The following is a 17,896-nucleotide window of genomic DNA, read 5'->3' as shown; positions in this document are numbered from 1 at the left end:
CAACGGTCCGACGGCCGGATCCCCCTGAAGTCGGGTTCTCGGTCCCCGCGGCAAGCCCTGGGTCGTACGTCGTGCCCGGAGCCGGACCGCGCGCCGTGGCTGTGGCCGGTCCCGAGCGGTGCGTCGAGCGCCCTCTTGCGCGCGGCGACGTCGAATCCTACGGTGATGCATAGGAATCGGGCGCGAGGGAGCGATCATGAGCGGGGACGCGAGGAAGACGGCCGAGGGGCTGGCCTACCTCTCCGGATTCGGCAACGAACACAGCTCGGAGGCGGTCCCGGGGGCGCTGCCGCACGGCCGCAACACGCCGCAGCGCGCCCCGCTCGGGCTGTACGCGGAACAGTTGAGCGGTACGGCGTTCACCGAGCCCAGAGCCCACAACCGGCGTTCGTGGCTGTACCGGATCCGCCCGTCGGCCGCGCATCCCGCGTTCACGCGCACGGACAACGGCACCCTGCGCTCGGCTCCCTTCACCGAGACCGAGCCCGATCCCAACCGGCTGCGCTGGAACCCGCTGCCGGAGCCCCCCGCGGGCACGGACTTCCTCGCCGGCCTGTGGACACTCGGCGGCAACGGCGACGCGACGCGGCGCACGGGCATGGCGGTGCACCTCTATCACGCCAACTCCTCGATGGAGCGGGTGTTCAGCGACGCCGACGGCGAGCTGCTGATCGTGCCGGAGCGCGGCGGGCTGCTGCTGCGCACCGAGTTCGGGCTGCTGCGGGTGGAGCCGGGCGGGGTCGCGCTGATCCCGCGGGGGGTCCGCTTCCGGGTGGAGCTGCTGGACGACGCGCCCGCGGGCGGGTCCGGCTCGTCCGCCCGTGGCTATGTGTGCGAGAACTACGGGGCGCCCTTCCAACTGCCCGATCTGGGCCCGATCGGTGCCAACGGACTCGCCAACGCACGCGACTTCCTCGCCCCCGTGGCCGCGTACGAGGACACCGAGGGCCCGGTCGAGGTCGTCAACAAGTTCTGCGGCAACCTCTGGACGGCGACGTACGACCACTCTCCGCTGGATGTCGTCGCCTGGCACGGAAACCATCTGCCGTACGTCTACGACCTGCGCCGCTTCAACGTGATCGGCACCATCAGCTACGACCACCCGGACCCGTCGATCTTCACGGTGCTGACCTCGCCGAGCAACACCCCGGGGCTCGCCGGCGTCGACTTCGTCGTCTTCGCGCCGCGTTGGCTGGTGGGCGAGGACACCTTCCGGCCGCCGTACTTCCACCGGAACGTGATGAGCGAGTACATGGGGCTCGTCGAAGGGGCGTACGACGCGAAGGCCGAGGGTTTCGTGCCGGGAGGCGGCTCGCTGCACAACATGATGTCGGCGCACGGACCGGACCGGGAGACCTTCGACCGGGCGAGCGCCGCCGAACTGCGGCCCCAGAAGGTCGACGACGGGCTCGCGTTCATGTTCGAGACGCGCTGGCCGGTGACCGCCACGGCGCAGGCGGCGGGCGCGGAGCACCTGCAGCGCGGGTACGACGACGTGTGGCAGGGCCTCCAGCGGCACTTCCGCCCGTTGCGCTGAGCTGCGGCGACCGGTACGGATACCTTCGTGACCTCCTTCGCCCCGGATTCGATCGTCCTGAACCGCAAGTTGCCGCTCTGGTACCAGGTGTCGCAGTCCTTGCGCGCCTCGATACTCGGGCGATCGCCCCAGGATCCCCTACGGCTCCCGACCGAGGAGCAGTTGGCCGGGCACTACGGGGTGAGCGTGCTCACCATGCGGCAGGCGCTCAAGGAGCTCGAGGACGAGGGGCTGATCAACCGCCACCGCCGGCGGGGCACGTTCATCGAGCCGAGCGCGCGGCGCGGTGCGCCCGTGCGCCTGCTCGGTTCGGTGGACACGATCGTGGCCCAGCAGTCGGGCATGACGACGGAACTGCTCGGCCACGGACCGGCCCCGCTGCCGGCCGAACTCGCCGAGTACTTCCCGGATGTGGCCGAGGTCGGCGCGTACCACCGGCTGCGCAGTGACGAGAAGACCGGCGAGCCGACGAACCACGCGCGCAACTACGTGCGTCCCGAACTGGCGGCGCTGATCGACCCGCAGGACCTGGTGCGCTGGCCCATGACCAAGGTGCTGCGGGACGTCGTGGGCCTGCGCATCAGCCGGATCACCGACACCGTGGAGGCCCGGCTGGCGGACCCGGAGACGGCACGGCTGCTCCAGGTCCCGCTGCTCAGCCCGATCCTGCACTACACGGGCATCGTGTACGGCGAGGACGGCGTCGCGCTGGACGTGGCCCGCATCCACTACCGCGGGGACCGCTTCTCCTTCACGGTCACCCTCGACGCCCACTGACGACGGCGTACGAGGACGGTGTGCGCGGCCCTCGTCGTACGATGCCCAGCGTGACGCACGACGACGACGCTCCGCTGCTCGCGGATCTCATGCCGTGGTCGGTCGCACCGCCGAGGCTGGGGCGGGGGTGGCCGGCCGCTCCCGACGCCGCGTCCCTCCGAGCACGGTGGGACGCCCTGCTCGGGGCCGAGGGGCCGGACCGCGAGGCGCTGTTCGGCTCCACCCGCTCGCGCACGCCGCGGTCGGCGGTCCCGCAGCTTCCGGGGCAGTCCACCGGGACGGGGCGGCTGGCGCGCGAGTCGGGTCCCTGTCCGGAGCCGGTGCGTGTCCTGCACGGCCCGTTCGACGAGCAGTGGCTGATCCCGGACCACCGGCTGATCGACGCGGCGCGCCCCGAACTGTGGCGGGTGGCCGACGAACGGCAGGCGTTCGTGGTCGAGCAGACGGTGGTGCCGGGCACGCCGGGGCCGGTCCTGCTCGCCACGTCCCTCCTCCCGCTCGGTGCCGGACGCGGCGGACGGATCCGTCCCCTCTACCGGCGGCCGGGCGGTCTCGAACCGAACCTGGCACCCGGTCTGACGGAACACCTGGGCGCCCGGCTGGGCCGCTCCCCCGCTCCCCTGGACGTCCTCGCCTGGACGGTGGCGGTCGCACGGCCGGGCCGGGGCGGCCGCGTCGTCCCCCTCACCGCCGACCCGGAGGTCTGGGACCACGGGGTCGAACTGGGCCGCGGGATGCTGCGGCTGACACGGCGCGACGGCGAGCGTCCCAAGCTGCCCGGAGGCCGCCGCCCGTACGTCCGCGCACCGCTTCCCGCCTCCCCCTTCGAACTGCGCTACGACCGGGACGAGGAGGCCCTGTGTCTCGGCGCGGGCCGGATCTCTCCCGTGCCGCCGCATGCCTGGGACTTCGAGGTGGGCGGGGTGCGCGTCCTGGAACAGTGGTTCGCGGAGCGCACCGGGACGGGCGGACCGGGCGTTCTGGAGGCGATAGGGCCCGCGACCTGGCCGCAGACCCGGACCTCCGAGCTGCTCGAACTGGTCACGGTGCTGGCGCTGCTCGGGGAACTGCGGCGGCGGCAGGCGGAGCTGACGGTGCGGGAGGCGCCGGTCGGCGCGAGCGAGCTGCGCGCGGCGGGAGTGCTGCCGGTGCCGGAGGCGGCACGACGGCCGGCGTCCGTCCTCGATCACCACGAGGAAGGCCCTGAGGGTCAGTTCGCGCTGCTCTAGCCGCTGCCGCCGCTCCGGTGCCGGGCCGGGGACCGGGTGGGCCCGCTGCTCCGGTTCCCGGCCGCGGACTCAGGGGCCGGGAGAGTGTCCACTTGGATCTGCGCACTGCCGGGCGGGAGTCAGGGCGCGTACGAGAACAAGGATGTACCCGCGCCCGGGGACACACCGGGGCGACGCTGCGCGCCGTGGGGATGACGGGCGCCGAGAGCGCAGCGTGCGCGCCGGGTCGGTGTGGTCCCCTGAGCGCGGGTTCGGGTACCGCGTGACCGGACTAGTGGCCGCCGAACAGGGAACGACGAAGTCGCTTCAGAGGTGCGAAGAGCGAGACCCGCCGAACGCGCGCGACCCTGCTGTTGTTGTCGTGCGTGGTGTCACGCGCGGTGAGCTCACGCATCAGCGACGTCGCCTCGACCGTCTCGCGCTGCGGTATGGCAGGACCACCCAGCACCGCCAGATGGCGGTCGAGCCGCGAACTGGTCGCGCTGCTCCCGCAGGTGATCGCAGGGACACGTGCCCTGCTGCGCACTGTTATCTGTTCCATGTCTCTCCCCACCCGTACGAGTCCACCCGGCCCGGGCAGGCTAACCCTATCGCTCCCTCGTGGCACTCGTGTATCGCGGTCACAGGATTCACCTTCCCCGTAAGGGTGTTGACGACTACTCTCCGAATCCAACCGATTTCAGGGTGAGTTGGACAACCGGCGCTGTTGTGGGCTGCACCGAGCCGCCGTGCGGCTCGACCGTCACAGCGAGTGACGTCGCCCGCGTGTTCAGTCCGGTGGCCATCAAGGGCGTGTCGCCCTCGAAGAGCCCGAGGGAGCGCGGTCGCGCATGGGGGCGCATGAGCCACAGTTGGTGCACGCGCCCCCCTGACGGAGTGCCGAGTCCGCTCAGTGTCACGACGGCGCGCCCTTCCGAGGCGGAGGCGACGACCCCGATTCCCCGGCCCTGCGCGTCCCGTTGACCGGACGCCCGGGCGTCGGGCGCGGCCAGAACGTGGGCGATCTCACGCGCCTGGGCCCGCTCCTGGTCCAGCTTGTCCTGGGTCTGCGTCGCCTGTACGGCGAACAGGGAAGCGACGACGAGAGCCGCGGTGGCGGTCGCGGTGGCGAACGGGGCGAGCAGGGGACGGAAGCGCGGGGCCCGCGCACGCGAGGGTCCGTGCGCCGCCCGCGGGCGCGGTGCGCCGCCGGGCGACGCCGCTTCCTGCGGGGTCGTCCGCACAGCGGTCAGAACCCGTTCGCGCAGCGCGGCCGGGGCCGGCGCCGCGGTGGACCAGGCGAGCCGCACCGTGTCCTCGCCCAGCGCCCGCACCTCGGCCTCGCACCGTGCGCAGCCGCGCAGGTGCCGCTCGAAGCGCTGCCGCTCGTCGGGCTCCAGCGCGTCGAGGGCGTAGGGCGCCGCGAGCGAGTGCAGATCGCGACGCAGCAGACGGTCGAGGACGCTCATGCGACGCCTCCCAGAAGATGCCGGGCGCTGCTGGGCAGGTCCAGAACGCGGGTACGGAGGAGGTGGGTACCGGCGGGGAGATGCCGGAAGGGGTGGCGGGGGCGGGAGGAAAGCGGTCGAGGCCGGGGGGAAAGCGGTCGGGGGCGGCCGGCGCGGTCACAGGGGTGCGCGCCACCGGCGATGCGGTGGCGGGTCGCGTCGTCGTGGCTCCGGGCGAGCCGGGCGCCGCTCATGCGGCACCCCCCAGGCAGTTGCGCAGCCGCGTCAGACCGTCACGCATGCGCGTCTTGACCGTCCCGAGCGGCAGGGAGAGCCGTTCGGCGACCTCACGGTAGGTGTAGCCGTCGTAGTAGGCGAGGGTGACGGACTGCCGCTGGAGGGCGGTGAGCCGGTCCAGACAGCGTCGCACCCATTCACGTTCGAGCCCGGCCTCCACCTCCTCGGCGACCTGGTCGAAAGCGGGGTGGTGGGCCCGCTGCCCCTCCCGCTGCTCGCGTTCGGTGGCCGCGCGGGCGCTGCGCACCCGGTCGACGGCCCGCCGGTGCGCGAGGGTGAGGATCCAGGAGAGCGCGCTGCCCCGGCCGGGGTCGAACCGGGCGGCGGAGCGCCAGAGTTCGAGCAGCACCTCCTGGGACACCTCCTCCGACTGCGCGGCGTCCCGCACCACCCTGCGCACCAGACCGAACACGGGTCCGGACACGATCCCGTACAGGTCCTCGAATGCCTTCTGGTCGCCTCCGGCCACGAGCACCAGAAGTTCGTCCGCCTCCACTCGTTCCCCCCTCTCCGGCCGCGCACGGCCCGTTCCCACACCTACGTGTTCGCAGCGAGCGGTCCTTCGGATGGGTTACGGATCAGGGGTCCGAAAAAGCGGGTCGCCGCGAAAGATCCGCGAAAAGAAGCGAGCCGTCCGCTGAGACGAGTCGCGAAACCCGCCGTAAGAACGTTTGGGATTCGACCAATCCACCGCGGCGACCGCTCCGAATGGCGTGCGTCAGGCAATTGGGATCTGAGGACGGACGGCATGACACCTATCTCCAGGAGTGGCGTGGGACGCAGGAGTCTCGTGACTCTCATCTGTGGTGCGCTGGCCGCCGGTGGGCTCGCGGCCGCCGGCGTGACCGTGCTGGAACCGGGGGCGGCCTCCGCCTCCAGCCACCGGGAGGCCCCGCTGATCTCGGGGACGCCCCAGTACGACAACACCGACGTGTACGCCTTCGTGAGTCCGGACAAGCCGGACACGACGACGCTCATCGCGAACTTCATCCCCTTCGAGGAACCGGCCGGCGGACCGAACTTCTACACGTTCGCGGACGACGCCCAGTACGACATCCACATCGACAACAACGGTGACGCACAAGGTGAGTTGATCTACCGGTACACCTTCAAGACACACCGGAAGAACGGCAACACCTTCCTCTACAACACGGGTCCCGTCAGCAGCCTGGACGACCCCGACCTGAACATCACGCAGACGTACGACATCGATCTGCTGCGGCTGCACAACCAGAAGCTGGTCTCCAAGACCAAGGTCGCGGACGACATCCCGGTCGCGCCGTCGAACGTCGGCAAGGCGTCGATGCCCGACTACACCAAACTGCGCAACCAGGCGGTGTACAAGCTCGCGGGCGACTCGACCACGTTCGCCGGCCAGGCGGACGACCCGTTCTTCCTGGATCTGCGGGTCTTCGACCTGCTGTACGGCGGCAACCTGTCCGAGGTCGGGCGGGACACGCTCAAGGGCTACAACGTCAACTCGATAGCCCTGCAAGTGCCCAACGACATGATCCGGGAGTCCGCCGGGCAGCCGATCGTCGGCATCTGGTCCACGGTCCAGCGCGCGGACGCCCACGGTGACTGGACGCAGGTCTCGCGGCTGGGCAGCCCGCTGGTCAACGAGGTGGTCAACCCCCAGAAGGACAAGGACAAGTTCAACGCGTCCGCGCCCTGGGGCGACGCCCAGTTCCTGAAGAACGTGACCAACCCCGAGCTGCCCAAGCTCATCGAGGGGATCTACAAGATCAAGGCACCGGCCGAGCCGCGCAACGACCTGGTCGACGTGTTCCTGAAGGGCGTGAAGGGCCTCAACCAGCCGCCTCACGTGCGCCCTTCGGAGGAGCTGCGCCTCAACACCTCCATCAAGCCGAGCATGCATCCCAAGCGGCTCGGGGTGCTCGACGGCGACAACGCGGGCTTCCCGAACGGGCGTCGGCTCTCCGACGACGTGATCGACGCGTCGCTGCGGGTCGTCGAGGGCGAGCTCCTCGGCCAGAAGACCGGTCTGACCGACGCGGTCGACAAGAACGACAAGAAGTTCGAGAAGTCCTTCCCGTACCTGGCCGAGCCGACCTCGGGTTCGCGCGGCGCGCTGGCCAAGGGCAGCGGCAACAAGGTCCGCAACCAGCTGGGTGACGCGCTCCAGACGGGTTCGGGCGGCACGGACACCATGCTGATCGCGGGCTCCGCGGCGGCGGGCGTCGCCGGCGTCCTGCTGATCGGCGCCGGCGTGATGTGGTGGCGCCGGCGCATGTACCGGGCCTACTGACCGGCCCGGTCCACCGACTGGCGCGGCCCGTACCCCCCATCCCCCACAGCGCGGGCCGCGCCACTCCCTCCCCCCCCCACCTACGAAACGATCGTTCCCCCAGGACTTTGAGGAGTGGGCATGTCGCCGCGTACGAACGAGAGCGCGCCGGACGGCGACGCCGGCGAGCGGTCGGCCGCCACGACCGAGCCCGATCCGGCTCCGCCGATCCGCGTGGCGACGGACTCGCCGGGTCGGTCCGCGGCACGGGCGCGGGCTGCGGCCGCCGGCCGGACGACACGCGCGCACGCCCCCTCGACGCCCGAGGACACGACCGTCGCCGCCGAGGGGACGGTCGTCGACGGGGAGAACGAGAGGAACAGCGCGGAGAACGACAAGGACGCGGGCGGCGAGGAGCACCCGGCCGACGCCGCGGACCGCGGCGAGCGGCGCACGGTGAGCGGCGAGACCGGCGCGGGTGACGGACAGACCGCCGCGGGTGACGAACAAGCGGACGCGGGTGACGAACAGACCGTCGCCAGTGACGAACGAGCGGACGCGGGTCACGAACGCGTCACCGCCGTCCGGCGGGTGTCCGCCTCGTCGCGCCGCTGGCGAACCGTGCAGTTCGCCGCCTGCGCCGCCTCGTTGGCCGTCGCGCTCACCGCCGGGGCCGTGGTCGTCGGGGCCGTCAGGAGCGGCTCGGGCGCCACCGTCGCCGCCGCGCCGAGCGGCGTCTCCCCGCAGCTCCTCGCCAGTGGCGACCTGGACACGAGCATCACCGCGCTGCAGGCCCATCTCCGGGCCCAGCCCAAGGACTTCGGCGGCTGGGCGACGCTCGGACTGGCGTACGTGGAGCAGGCCCGCACCAAGGGCGACCCCTCCCGCTACCCCCAGGCGCAGCAGGCGCTGGACCGCTCCCTGAAGCTGCGCCCCGGCAACGAGCCGGCGCTCGCGGGACGGGCCGCCCTCGCCGCGGCACGGCACGACTTCGCCGGCGCCCTGTCCCACGCGGACACGGTGCTCGAGGAGAACCCGTACAGCGAGCGCGCCCTCTGCTCCCGTATCGACGCGCTCGTCGAACTCGGCCGCTACACCGAGGCGTCGAAGGCCGCCGACCTGGCCGACTCGCGCCGCCCGGGGGTCCCCGTCTTCACGCGGTACGCCTACGTGCACGAGCTGCGCGGCGACGTGAAGACAGCCCGCCGGGTCCTCGAACAGGCACTCGGTACAGCGACCAGCCGGGGCGACATCTCGTACGTGGCCAGTGCGCTCGGCCAGCTCGCCTGGAACCAGGGCGAGTACACGGACGCCCTCACGTACTACGCGCGGGCACTGGCCGCCGACGACACCTACCTCCCGGCTCTGGAGGGCCGCGCCCGCGCCCAGGCCGCCCGGGGCGACGATGCGGCGGCGATCAAGGGCATGGAACAGGTGGTGGAGCGCTATCCGCTGCCCCAGCCCCTGGTGGAACTCGGCGAGTTGTACGAGGCACGGGGCAATCCGGGCGACACGCGGAAGGCCCACGACCAGTACACGCTGGTGGACGCGTGGATCGCGCTCGCCCACTCCTACGGTGTCGACGCCGACCTCGACACCGCCCTCGCCGCCGCCGATCACGGCGACCGCGGGGCCGCCCTGAAGGCGGCCCGCGACGAATGGGCCCGCCGCCACACCGTGCACACGGCGGACGCGCTCGCCTGGGCGCTGCACGTCAACGGCCGTGACGCGGAAGCCCTTCCGTACGCCCGCAGGGCCACCGCCACCGGATACCGCAACGCGTCCTTCCTCTACCACCGCGGCATGATCGAGCGCGCCACCGGTCACGGGAAGGAGGCCCGCGCCTCGCTGAAGGCGGCCCTCGGCCTGAACCCGGGTTTCTCCCCCCTGGGCGCCCGCGCGGCCCGTAAGGCGCTGGAGGACGACAAGTGACGCCGCGCCGACTGTTCGCCTCGTGCGCGGCCGTGCTCACCGCCGCCTGCGCCCTCGTCCTGGTGCCCGGCGGGGCCGCGAGCGCGCATCCGCTGGGCAACTTCACCGTGAACCGCTACGACGGACTCGTCGCCGCCCCGGGGCAGTTGCGCGTCGACCACGTCGAGGACCTCGCCGAGATCCCGGCCACCCAGGCGAAGCCCGACATCGAGAAGCTCGGTATGGCGGACTGGGCCCGGCACCGCTGCGAGACGGCGGCGCACGGCAGCAGGGCCAGTGTCGACGGGCGGGCGGTCCCGCTCACCGTCGCCGCGAGCCGGGCGAGGCTGCGACCGGGACAGGCCGGACTCGACACCCTGCGTGTCGAGTGCCGGCTGACGGCCCCTCTCCCCGAGGCGGCCACGGTGTCGCTGGGCTTCCGCGGCGCCGGGACCGACCGGGGGCCGGGCTGGCGCGAGATCACCGCGCGCGGCGACCGGATGACGCTCACCGCGTCGGACGTACCGGGGAAGTCGGTGTCCCGGGAACTGACCAGCTACCCCAAGGCGCTGCTCTCCTCCCCCGCCGACACCTCGGTCGCCTCCCTGCGGATCCGCCCCGGCGGCGCCGCCCTCGCCGAGGAGGGACCGGCCGCTCCCGGTGCCTCCGTCCTCCCGCGCGGCGCCGACCGCTGGACCCGGGCCCTGGACAACCTGGTCGCCCGGCACGACCTCACCCTCGGCTTCGCCTCGCTGGCCCTGCTCGTCTCGGTCGGTCTGGGCGCGATGCACGCGCTCGCGCCGGGTCACGGCAAGACCTTGATGGCCGCGACGGCGGCGGCCCGGGGCGGCCGGGCGGGCCTGCGCGACGTGCTGCCGCTGGCCGCCTCGGTCACGGTCACTCACACCCTGGGTGTCGTCGCCCTCGGCCTCCTGGTGACGGCCGGCTCCGCCGCCGCGCCCTCCGTGATCGCGTGGCTGGGTATCGCGAGCGGCGTCCTGGTGACGTGCGCCGGTGTCACGCTCGTACGGCGCGCATGGCGCAACAGGGCACCCGGACACGGTCTCCCGCCGGGGCTCCGCCGAGGCCGCGCACACGACCACGACCACGACCACGACCATGGCCATGACGGCGACCACCACGACCACAGCCATGAACACGGCCAAGGCCTCGACCATGATCACGAGCATGGCCACGAGCACCCCCACAGCCCCACGCACGACCACTCCGACCTCGCCGGCCATCCCCACGAGCACGCCGAGCGGCACGAGCGCCCGCTGGTACTCGCGCACGCCCACGCGTCCGCCGTCGCGACGGTCCAGGACGGCGCGCACCACCCCCACAGTGCGCCGCCCCGGCAGCCGCACCACCCCGATCACCACCATCACGACCACGACCACCGTCCCGACCCCGACCACGACCACCCGCACGGCCGCGCCGTCTCGCCGGCCCTCGAACACACCCACGGCGGCTTCACCCACACCCACGCCGTGGCCCCGACGATCCGGGGCACGATCCTGCTCGGCTTCGCCGGCGGGCTCGTGCCCAGTCCGTCCGCCGTCGTCGTCCTGGTCGGCGCCGCGGCTCTGGGACAGGCGTGGTTCGGCCTGCTCCTCGTGCTCGCGTACGGCGTCGGGCTGGCCCTGACACTGACCGCGGCCGGGTTCGCCGTCGTCAAGCTCGGCAGTGGCCTCAACCGGGCGCTGGCGAAGCGTCCGCGGTGGGCCGCGGGACCCGCCGCGGTTCTGATCCGCAGGACCGCGCCGCTGGGTTCGGCGTTCGTCGTCGTGGCCCTGGGGCCGGATTGGTGTTCAAGGGGGCGGCATCCGCACTCGGTTGAGCTACTTTTGTGGAGAAATCACGCGGATGCGCGACGGATACGAATGGGGGGACACCCGTGTCCGAAGAGCCGGCCGGTGAACGTCTGATCGCGAACCGCTATCGCCTTCTCTCGCCTCTGGGCCAGGGCGGCATGGGGACCGTGTGGCGTGCCCGGGACGAGGTGCTGCACCGCGAGGTCGCGGTCAAGGAGGTCCGCGCGCCCGCCGGGCTCATGGGCGCCGAGGTCGAACGGATGTACGCGCGCCTGGAGCGCGAGGCCTGGGCCGCGGCCCGGGTGCCGAACCGCAACGTGGTCACGGTGTACGACGTGGCGACGCAGGACGGCCGCCCCTGGATCGTCATGGAACTCATCCGCGGGATCTCCCTCTCCGACCTCCTGGACGCCGAGGGGCCGCTCTCCCCGCAGCGCGCCGCGCACATCGGGGCCGAAGTGCTCTCCGCACTGCGGGCCGCGCACGAGGCGGGGGTCCTGCACCGCGACGTGAAGCCGGCGAACGTCCTGTTGTCGAACGACGACCGGGTGGTGCTCACGGACTTCGGTATCGCGACGGTCGAGGGCAGTTCGGCGCTGACCATGACGGGCGAGGTCATCGGCTCGCCCGAGTTCCTCGCCCCGGAGCGGGCGCTCGGCCGTACGCCGGGGCCGGAGTCGGACCTGTGGTCGCTCGGGGTGCTGCTGTACGCGGCGGTCGAGGGCAACTCGCCGTTCCGGTACGACACCCCGCTCAACACGCTGCGCGCCATCGTCGACGAGCCGCTGCCACCGCCCCGCCGGGCGGGACCGCTGGCTCCTGTGATCGAGGGGCTGCTGAGGAAGGACCCGGCCGAGCGGACGAGCGCGGCGCGGGCGGAGAGCGATCTGCGGATCATCGGCGCGGGCGGCTCCCCGGCCGCGGGCCCCCCCTCCGCGAGCCTCCGGACGCCGACGGTCTCCGTCTTCCCGCAGCCCGCGCAGGGTCCGCCGCGCCCGGACCACGACACGCCGTATCCGCAAGGGCCGACGCAGGGCTATCCGTCGTTCCCGCCCGCGAGCGACTCCCCGGCCTCAGCACAGCCCGTCCGCGACCGCCGGGCGGCCGCCGCGGTGATCGCGGGGGTGGCCGCGCTCGTCCTCGCCCTGGGCGGACTGACGTACGCCCTGATGAACCACGACGGCGGCGGGGACGGCACCACCAGCTCGAGCAGCAAGGGAACCGGCGGCAGCACGGACAAGGCTGCGGGCGGGGGCAGTTCACCGTCGGGAAGCGGCGCGAGCGGTGACCCGGCGTCCGGCGGCGCCTCCCCGGCGACCACCTCGCCCGGCGGCGACCGAACGACGACGCCGCCCGCGCAGTCGGTACGGGTGACGGTGGTGGGCGCGCACACCGACTACTCCGGTGCCTGTCCGCCGCCGCAGGCCCAGGCACCCGTCTTCACCGCGACGTTCACGGTGGGCCGGGTACCGGCGCGGGTCGAGTACCGCTGGGTGACGGAGACCGGCGAGGTCTCCGACCCGGGCTGGAAGACCCTGTCGTTCTCCGCGGGTGACGACAGGACCGCGCGGAAGTCGGTCGTCGTCACGACGTACGACACGAGCGGTACGTACCGGAACGCGATCGGGGTGGAGGTCCGCAGCCCGGTGCACACCACGTCCGACTCGGTGCCGTTCTCGGTCACGTGCGTGACGGAGACCCCGTCGGACGGGGCCTCCGCTTCCGCCTCGCCGTAGGGACCGTCAGGCCACGCCGGCGAAGACCGGCAGATAGCCGCCGGAGTGGCCGGCCGCGGTCGGATGGTACGACTCGGTGATGTTCAGCAGGTTGAGACTGTGCAGCCAGGCACTGCCGGAGCAGAGCTCGTGTCCGGTGAAGGTGGTCCTGACGTCGCCGAAGGTGAAGCCGTGGTCGGCGGCGCGCTTGGCGATGGCACTGTCCAGGTAGTCGGCGGCGCCGTTGATCGCGGCGCGCTTGGTGCCGGAGAGGCCGAGGCAGGTCGCGCCCAGCTTGTAGAAGCGGGGGTATCCGAGCACCACCACGTGTGCGGCGGGTGCTTTGGCGCTGATCGCGGAGTAGACGGAGTCGAGCTGACCGGGAAGCGTCGATTCGACGTACGCCTTGGCGGTGGCGATCCGGGACAGACAGCCGCTGTCGGAATTGAGTACGCAGGTGGTCATGACGTCGGCGAAGCCGGCGTCATTGCCGCCGATGCTGATCGAGACGAGGCCGGTGGAGGAGTTGAGCGGGCCGAGCTGGCTTGCGAGGACATCACCCGTACGAGCGCCCGAACAGGCCGTGAAGGCGAACGACGAGGGTGAATGCGCGGCGGCCCACAGGTAGGGGTACGACTTCGTGCTGCGCAGGCAGTCGCCGCTGGAGCTGATGTAGCTGTCGGCGCCGACCCCCGAGGAGTAGGAGTCACCGAGGGCCACATAACCGGTGGCGGCCGCGGTGGGGGACGCCTGCGCCGCCGCTGCCCCGGTGAGGGCACCGCCGACGGCGAGGAGGAGTGAGGCCACGTATGCCGTAATTCGGGAACGTCTCATGGAACCTCCCTTTAGCAGGATCTCTGCCACAACTTTGGTAGCAGCTACGCGTGTTGACAGGAAGTGTCCATGCCAAAGAATTCCGCAACAGTCGGGACCGCGGCACCGCGCTCACCGGCGGCATCGTGGTTGCATGTTCATGTCCGCAACCAACCCGAGGGCCACCGCACGCAGTTCGTCCGGCGCGGGTGGCGGCTTCGAGAATCGCCCGCGGAACAGGGCCGTCACAGGTTTGAAGTCGCCCAAGAAGCCCGTATCAGTGCCCACCGCATCTTGACGGCCGCCAGCCGCCTGCGCGACATTGAAGCCCGGCATCCGGCGCTTCGGGGGGCAAAGTCGCCAATGCAGACCATAGGCATCAAGTCACCTTCACCAGACAGCGACGAGCGGTCGGGACAGGATCCGGGAAAGGACCTGATCCCCTTGCTCGCGGGCGTGGCTGTGGCCGTCGCGGGAGTCGGCGCGGCGCTCGCGCTCGCCGACGTGGACTCCTCGCTGCGCGGCCCGTTCACGCTGTTCTTCCTGCTCGCCGCGCCCGGGGCCGCCGTCGGGGCCGCGCTGCGCGGGCTGGATCCCTTCGCCCGCACGGTGGTGTCCGTCGCGGGAGCGATCGCCGTCGATCTCCTCGTCGCCCAGGGCATGCTGGCGGTACACCGCTGGTCGGTCCCCGGCGGGGTCGTGGCCGTGACCGCGATCAGCTCCCTCGCTCTCCTGCTGGTACTGGTACGGCGGCTGCGCGTCCGTACCACGAGAAGACGGACTTCCTGAAGTGGACATACGCGTGTACCGTCCCGGCGAGCTGAGCACCGCCGACCGGGCGGCCTGGACGGCTTTGCAGTCGAAGGCCCATCTGAACGGCTCGCCGGAGCTGGCGAATCCTTTCCTGTCCCCCGAGTTCACTCTCGCGGTGGGACGCTGCCGGCGCGGCGTGCGGATCGCGGTGGCCCGCGAGGACGGCGAGCCCACGGCGTTCTTCCCGTTCCAGAGATCCACCACCGGCGTGGGACGGGCCGTCGGCCTCGGCGTCTCCGACTGCCAGGGCCTGGTGCACCGCCCCGGGTTCGCCTGGGACGCCCAGGACCTGCTGCGGGAGTGCGGACTCGCCGTATGGGAGTTCGACCATCTGGTGCAGGGCCAGCCGTCGTTCGAGGCGGGCGCCTCCGGCACCTTCCCGTCACCGGTCATGGACGTCGACCAGGGCTACGAAACGTATCTGCGCCAACTGCGCGCCCAGTCACCGAAGTTCACCCGCACCACACTCGCCAAGGAGCGCAGGCTCGGCCGGGACGCCGGCGAGGTGCGCTACGTCCACGACGAGCGCGATCCCGCGGCCCTGCGCACCCTGATGGACTGGAAGTCCGCGCAGTACCGCAGAACCGGGCGCAGCGACCGCTTCGCGCACGCCTGGATCAACCGTCTGGTGCTGCAGCTCTTCCACACCCGCTCCGAGTCGTTCGCGGGCATCCTGTCCGTGCTGTACGCCGACGGGAAACCGGTCGCCGCGCACTTCGGCCTGCGTACCGAGCGGGTCCTCGCCTGCTGGTTCCCTGCCTACGATCCGGCGTTCGCGAAGTACTCACCGGGACTGATCATGCATTTGCGGATGGCGGAGGCGGCGGCGGCCGACGGAATTGCCTATCTTGATCTGGGGCGGGGCCAGAAGGAATACAAGGACTCCCTGAAGACACGGGAACTCTCCGTGTCCGAGGGGTGGGTGACCCGGCGTCACCCGGTAGCGGTCGGACACCGGGCGCGGCGCGCTCCGGTCCGGGCGCTGCGCAACATGGTGCTGTCGCGGCCGGAGCTCTTCGAGCCCGCCGACAGAATTCTCAAGCGGATGGGGAAAATCCGTTCGAGTCGTTAGGTAACGGCCAAACCAACAAAAACGTGGGGGCACGTTCCAGGCCTTGCCATAGAGACACAATCGTCAATATCGTCATACATCTCACCCGCATCGGACCGTCATGCGTATGCGATCTAGGGGAGGGCTCAAGATCGCGAAGAGGGTCGGACGCGGGGCGCGGTAGGGGGGTGCCGTGCTCGGTGACCACACTTGTGCCGAGCCGTGCCGCGCGGTCGGCTTCCGTTTTTCCGAGAGCCGGCCAGCTTTGCCAGCTCACCCGGCATGCACGGAGATCCCTTTCGGCATGCCGTAAGTGAGAACCCCCCTTTCGAACCGGAAAAAGAGCCGGACCGCCCAGGGGCGGGCGGTCCACCGGACGAGAGGGACCAGACTCATGAGCTCAGTCCTGCGCCCAGCCATTTCGGGCGATGATCCGTTAGCGGTCGGCAAATACCGGCCGATCTCCTCTCACCTGGCCATTGCGCCACCGGTGAGTGTGGTGATTCCCGCCATGAATGAGGCGGAGAATCTCCCCTACGTCTTCAAGACGCTTCCCGGCTGGATCCACGAAGTGGTTCTTGTGGACGGCAATTCCACCGACGACACCGTGCGGGTGGCCCGCGAACTGTGGCCCGACGTCAAGGTCGTCGAGCAGCGCGGCAAGGGCAAGGGCGACGCGCTGATCACCGGGTTCGAGGCGTGCACCGGCGACATCATCGTGATGGTCGACGCGGACGGCTCGGCCGACGGACACGAGATCGTGTCCTATGTGTCCGCGCTGGTGTCCGGGGCGGACTTCGCGAAGGGCTCGCGGTTCGCCAACGGCGGCGGCACGTCCGACATGACGCCCGTGCGCAAGCTCGGCAACAGGGTGCTGTGCGCGGTCGTCAACGCCAAGTTCGGCGCCCGCTACACCGATCTCTGCTACGGCTACAACGCGTTCTGGCGGCACTGCCTGGACGAGATCGACCTCGACTGCACCGGCTTCGAGGTCGAGACCCTGATGAACATCCGGGTGGTCAAGGCGGGTCTCAAGGTGCAGGAGATCCCCAGCCACGAGTACCTCCGTATCCACGGCGCGAGCAACCTGCGCGCGGTGCGGGACGGGTTGCGGGTCCTCAAGGTCATCCTCAGGGAGCGCTCCAACCGGCGCGCGCTGCGCCGCCGGCCGCACGCGTCCCAGCTCGACTCGCGTCAGGGAGAGGTGTCTTGAGCAGTCCCGACATCTCCGTGGTGGTCTGCGTCTACACCGAGGACCGCTGGGAGGACATCCTCGCGGCGGTCTCCTCGGTGCGGGCGCAGTCACTGCCCGCCCTGGAGACGCTCCTCGTCGTGGACCACAACGCCACGCTGCTGGAGCGGCTCGGCAGGGAGTACAAGGAGACCGACGCGGTGCGGGTGCTCGCCAACGCGGGCCCGCGCGGTCTGTCCGCGGGCCGCAACACCGGGATCGCCGCCGCCCAGGGCGAGATCATCGCGTTCCTCGACGACGACGCCGTGGCCGAGCGGGACTGGCTGCGGCACTTCGCCGCGGGGTACGCGGACCCGCGGGTCATGGCCGTCGGCGGCCGCACGATGCCGATCTGGGCGTCGGGCCGCCGTCCGGCCTGGTTCCCCGAGGAGTTCGACTGGGTGGTGGGCTGCACGTACAAGGGCCTGCCGCGGGGAAGGGTACGAGTCCGCAACGTCCTCGGCGGAAACGCTTCTTTCCGCCGTACCGCGTTCGACGCGGCGGGCGGCTTCGCGACCGGCATCGGACGCGACGGCGACAAACGTCCGCTGGGCTGCGAGGAGACGGAGCTGTGCATCCGTCTCACCCGCGCCAGGCCGGACGCGATCCTGCTCATCGACGACCGCGCGGTGATCCACCACCGGGTGCCGACGGCGCGTGAGCACTTCGCGTACTTCCGCACCCGCACCTACGCGGAGGGCCTGTCCAAGGCCCTGGTGGCCCGCAGCGTCGGCGCCGCGAAGGGCCTGGAGTCCGAGCGCCGTTACACCACCCGCGTCCTGCCCGCCGGAGTCGTGCGCGGCGTGCGCGACGCGGTACTGGCCCGCCCGGGCGGCGCGGGCCGCGCCGGCGCCATCGTCGCCGGGGTGCTCACCGCCGCCGGCGGGTACGTACTCGGCAGTCTCCGGGCCCGCAGGGGTGGGGCGGTGTTCTCGGTGGTGGAGATCGGGGACGGTCCGGGGCGCGAGGGGGCGGCGGCATGAGAAGAGGACCCGTGTCCGGCACGGGGCGCCACGGCGGGACGCGGCACGCG

The 17,896-nt window shown here is 71.6% G+C and carries 14 protein-coding genes and 1 pseudogene; 11 read left to right on the top strand and 4 right to left on the bottom strand.

The genetic code is table 11. From position 1 onward, the window contains the following. Positions 1 to 196 precede the first annotated feature (196 nt). From hmgA to ABZV34_RS12155, 3 genes are read left to right on the top strand one after another with little or no spacing between them, the layout of a single operon-like run. The gene (gene hmgA / locus ABZV34_RS12165; protein WP_356273886.1) at positions 197 to 1,537 is read left to right on the top strand and encodes a homogentisate 1,2-dioxygenase; all 1,341 of its coding nucleotides are present in this window, start codon (positions 197 to 199) and stop codon (positions 1,535 to 1,537) included. A gap of 27 nt (positions 1,538 to 1,564) precedes the next feature. Further along, entirely contained in the window at positions 1,565 to 2,314 is a 750-nt protein-coding gene (locus ABZV34_RS12160) for a GntR family transcriptional regulator (RefSeq protein ID WP_356273884.1), read from the top strand. A gap of 41 nt (positions 2,315 to 2,355) precedes the next feature. Beyond that, entirely contained in the window at positions 2,356 to 3,543 is a 1,188-nt protein-coding gene (locus ABZV34_RS12155) for a type ISP restriction/modification enzyme (protein WP_356273881.1), read from the top strand. 271 nt (positions 3,544 to 3,814) lie between these two features. Here the strand turns inward: ABZV34_RS12155 and ABZV34_RS12150 are convergent, their stop codons facing one another. From ABZV34_RS12150 to ABZV34_RS12140, 3 genes are all read right to left on the bottom strand, one after another. Then, positions 3,815 to 4,084, bottom strand: coding sequence for a hypothetical protein (locus ABZV34_RS12150; protein WP_356273878.1), 270 nt, complete (start codon positions 4,082 to 4,084; stop codon positions 3,815 to 3,817). Between the two features lie 115 nt (positions 4,085 to 4,199). Then, positions 4,200 to 4,991: an anti-sigma factor gene (locus ABZV34_RS12145; RefSeq protein ID WP_356273875.1), complete on the bottom strand. Its 792-nt coding sequence runs from the start codon at positions 4,989 to 4,991 to the stop codon at positions 4,200 to 4,202. Between the two features lie 229 nt (positions 4,992 to 5,220). Beyond that, positions 5,221 to 5,763 carry a sigma-70 family RNA polymerase sigma factor gene (locus ABZV34_RS12140; protein ID WP_356273873.1) on the bottom strand — a complete coding sequence of 181 codons (543 nt, stop codon included), beginning with the start codon at positions 5,761 to 5,763 and terminating at the stop codon, positions 5,221 to 5,223. Between the two features lie 252 nt (positions 5,764 to 6,015). On the opposite strand from ABZV34_RS12140, the gene ABZV34_RS12135 reads away from it, so the two are divergent. From ABZV34_RS12135 to ABZV34_RS12120, 4 genes and pseudogenes are all read left to right on the top strand, one after another. Continuing rightward, complete coding sequence (locus ABZV34_RS12135) at positions 6,016 to 7,536, top strand: DUF4331 domain-containing protein (RefSeq protein ID WP_356273870.1); 1,521 nt, start codon at positions 6,016 to 6,018, stop codon at positions 7,534 to 7,536. Between the two features lie 120 nt (positions 7,537 to 7,656). After that, on the top strand, positions 7,657 to 9,447 hold the full coding sequence (locus tag ABZV34_RS12130; protein WP_356273868.1) for a tetratricopeptide repeat protein: 1,791 nt from the start codon (positions 7,657 to 7,659) through the stop codon (positions 9,445 to 9,447). Then, positions 9,444 to 11,266 (top strand): annotated as a pseudogene (locus tag ABZV34_RS12125) (sulfite exporter TauE/SafE family protein). The gene ABZV34_RS12130 and the pseudogene ABZV34_RS12125 overlap by 4 nt, the downstream one beginning before the upstream one ends. A gap of 57 nt (positions 11,267 to 11,323) precedes the next feature. Further along, positions 11,324 to 12,976 carry a serine/threonine-protein kinase gene (locus tag ABZV34_RS12120; protein WP_356273865.1) on the top strand — a complete coding sequence of 551 codons (1,653 nt, stop codon included), beginning with the start codon at positions 11,324 to 11,326 and terminating at the stop codon, positions 12,974 to 12,976. Positions 12,977 to 12,982: 6 nt separating this feature from the next. Here ABZV34_RS12120 and ABZV34_RS12115 read toward each other — a convergent pair whose 3' ends face one another. Next, positions 12,983 to 13,789, bottom strand: coding sequence for an SGNH/GDSL hydrolase family protein (locus ABZV34_RS12115; protein ID WP_356273862.1), 807 nt, complete (start codon positions 13,787 to 13,789; stop codon positions 12,983 to 12,985). Between the two features lie 435 nt (positions 13,790 to 14,224). Between ABZV34_RS12115 and ABZV34_RS12110 the strand changes: the two genes are divergently transcribed. The 4 genes from ABZV34_RS12110 (at position 14,225) to ABZV34_RS12095 (ending at position 17,846) form a co-directional block, all read left to right on the top strand. After that, positions 14,225 to 14,557, top strand: a complete 333-nt coding sequence (locus ABZV34_RS12110) for a hypothetical protein (RefSeq protein ID WP_356273859.1) — start codon at positions 14,225 to 14,227, stop codon at positions 14,555 to 14,557. 1 nt (position 14,558) lies between these two features. Beyond that, positions 14,559 to 15,653 carry a GNAT family N-acetyltransferase gene (locus ABZV34_RS12105; RefSeq protein WP_356273856.1) on the top strand — a complete coding sequence of 365 codons (1,095 nt, stop codon included), beginning with the start codon at positions 14,559 to 14,561 and terminating at the stop codon, positions 15,651 to 15,653. Positions 15,654 to 16,026: 373 nt separating this feature from the next. Further along, on the top strand, positions 16,027 to 16,845 hold the full coding sequence (locus ABZV34_RS12100) for a glycosyltransferase family 2 protein (protein WP_356273853.1): 819 nt from the start codon (positions 16,027 to 16,029) through the stop codon (positions 16,843 to 16,845). Continuing rightward, entirely contained in the window at positions 16,842 to 17,846 is a 1,005-nt protein-coding gene (locus ABZV34_RS12095; RefSeq protein ID WP_356273850.1) for a glycosyltransferase family 2 protein, read from the top strand. Before ABZV34_RS12100 ends, ABZV34_RS12095 begins: the two co-directional genes overlap by 4 nt. Positions 17,847 to 17,896: the final 50 nt, after the last annotated feature.

Source organism: Streptomyces sp. NPDC005195 (assembly GCF_040608315.1).
In the GTDB taxonomy this organism is placed as follows: domain Bacteria; phylum Actinomycetota; class Actinomycetes; order Streptomycetales; family Streptomycetaceae; genus Streptomyces; species Streptomyces kaempferi.
The sequence above is the reverse complement of the archived record's forward strand: the minus strand, read 5'-3'. Positions and strand labels throughout refer to the sequence as shown.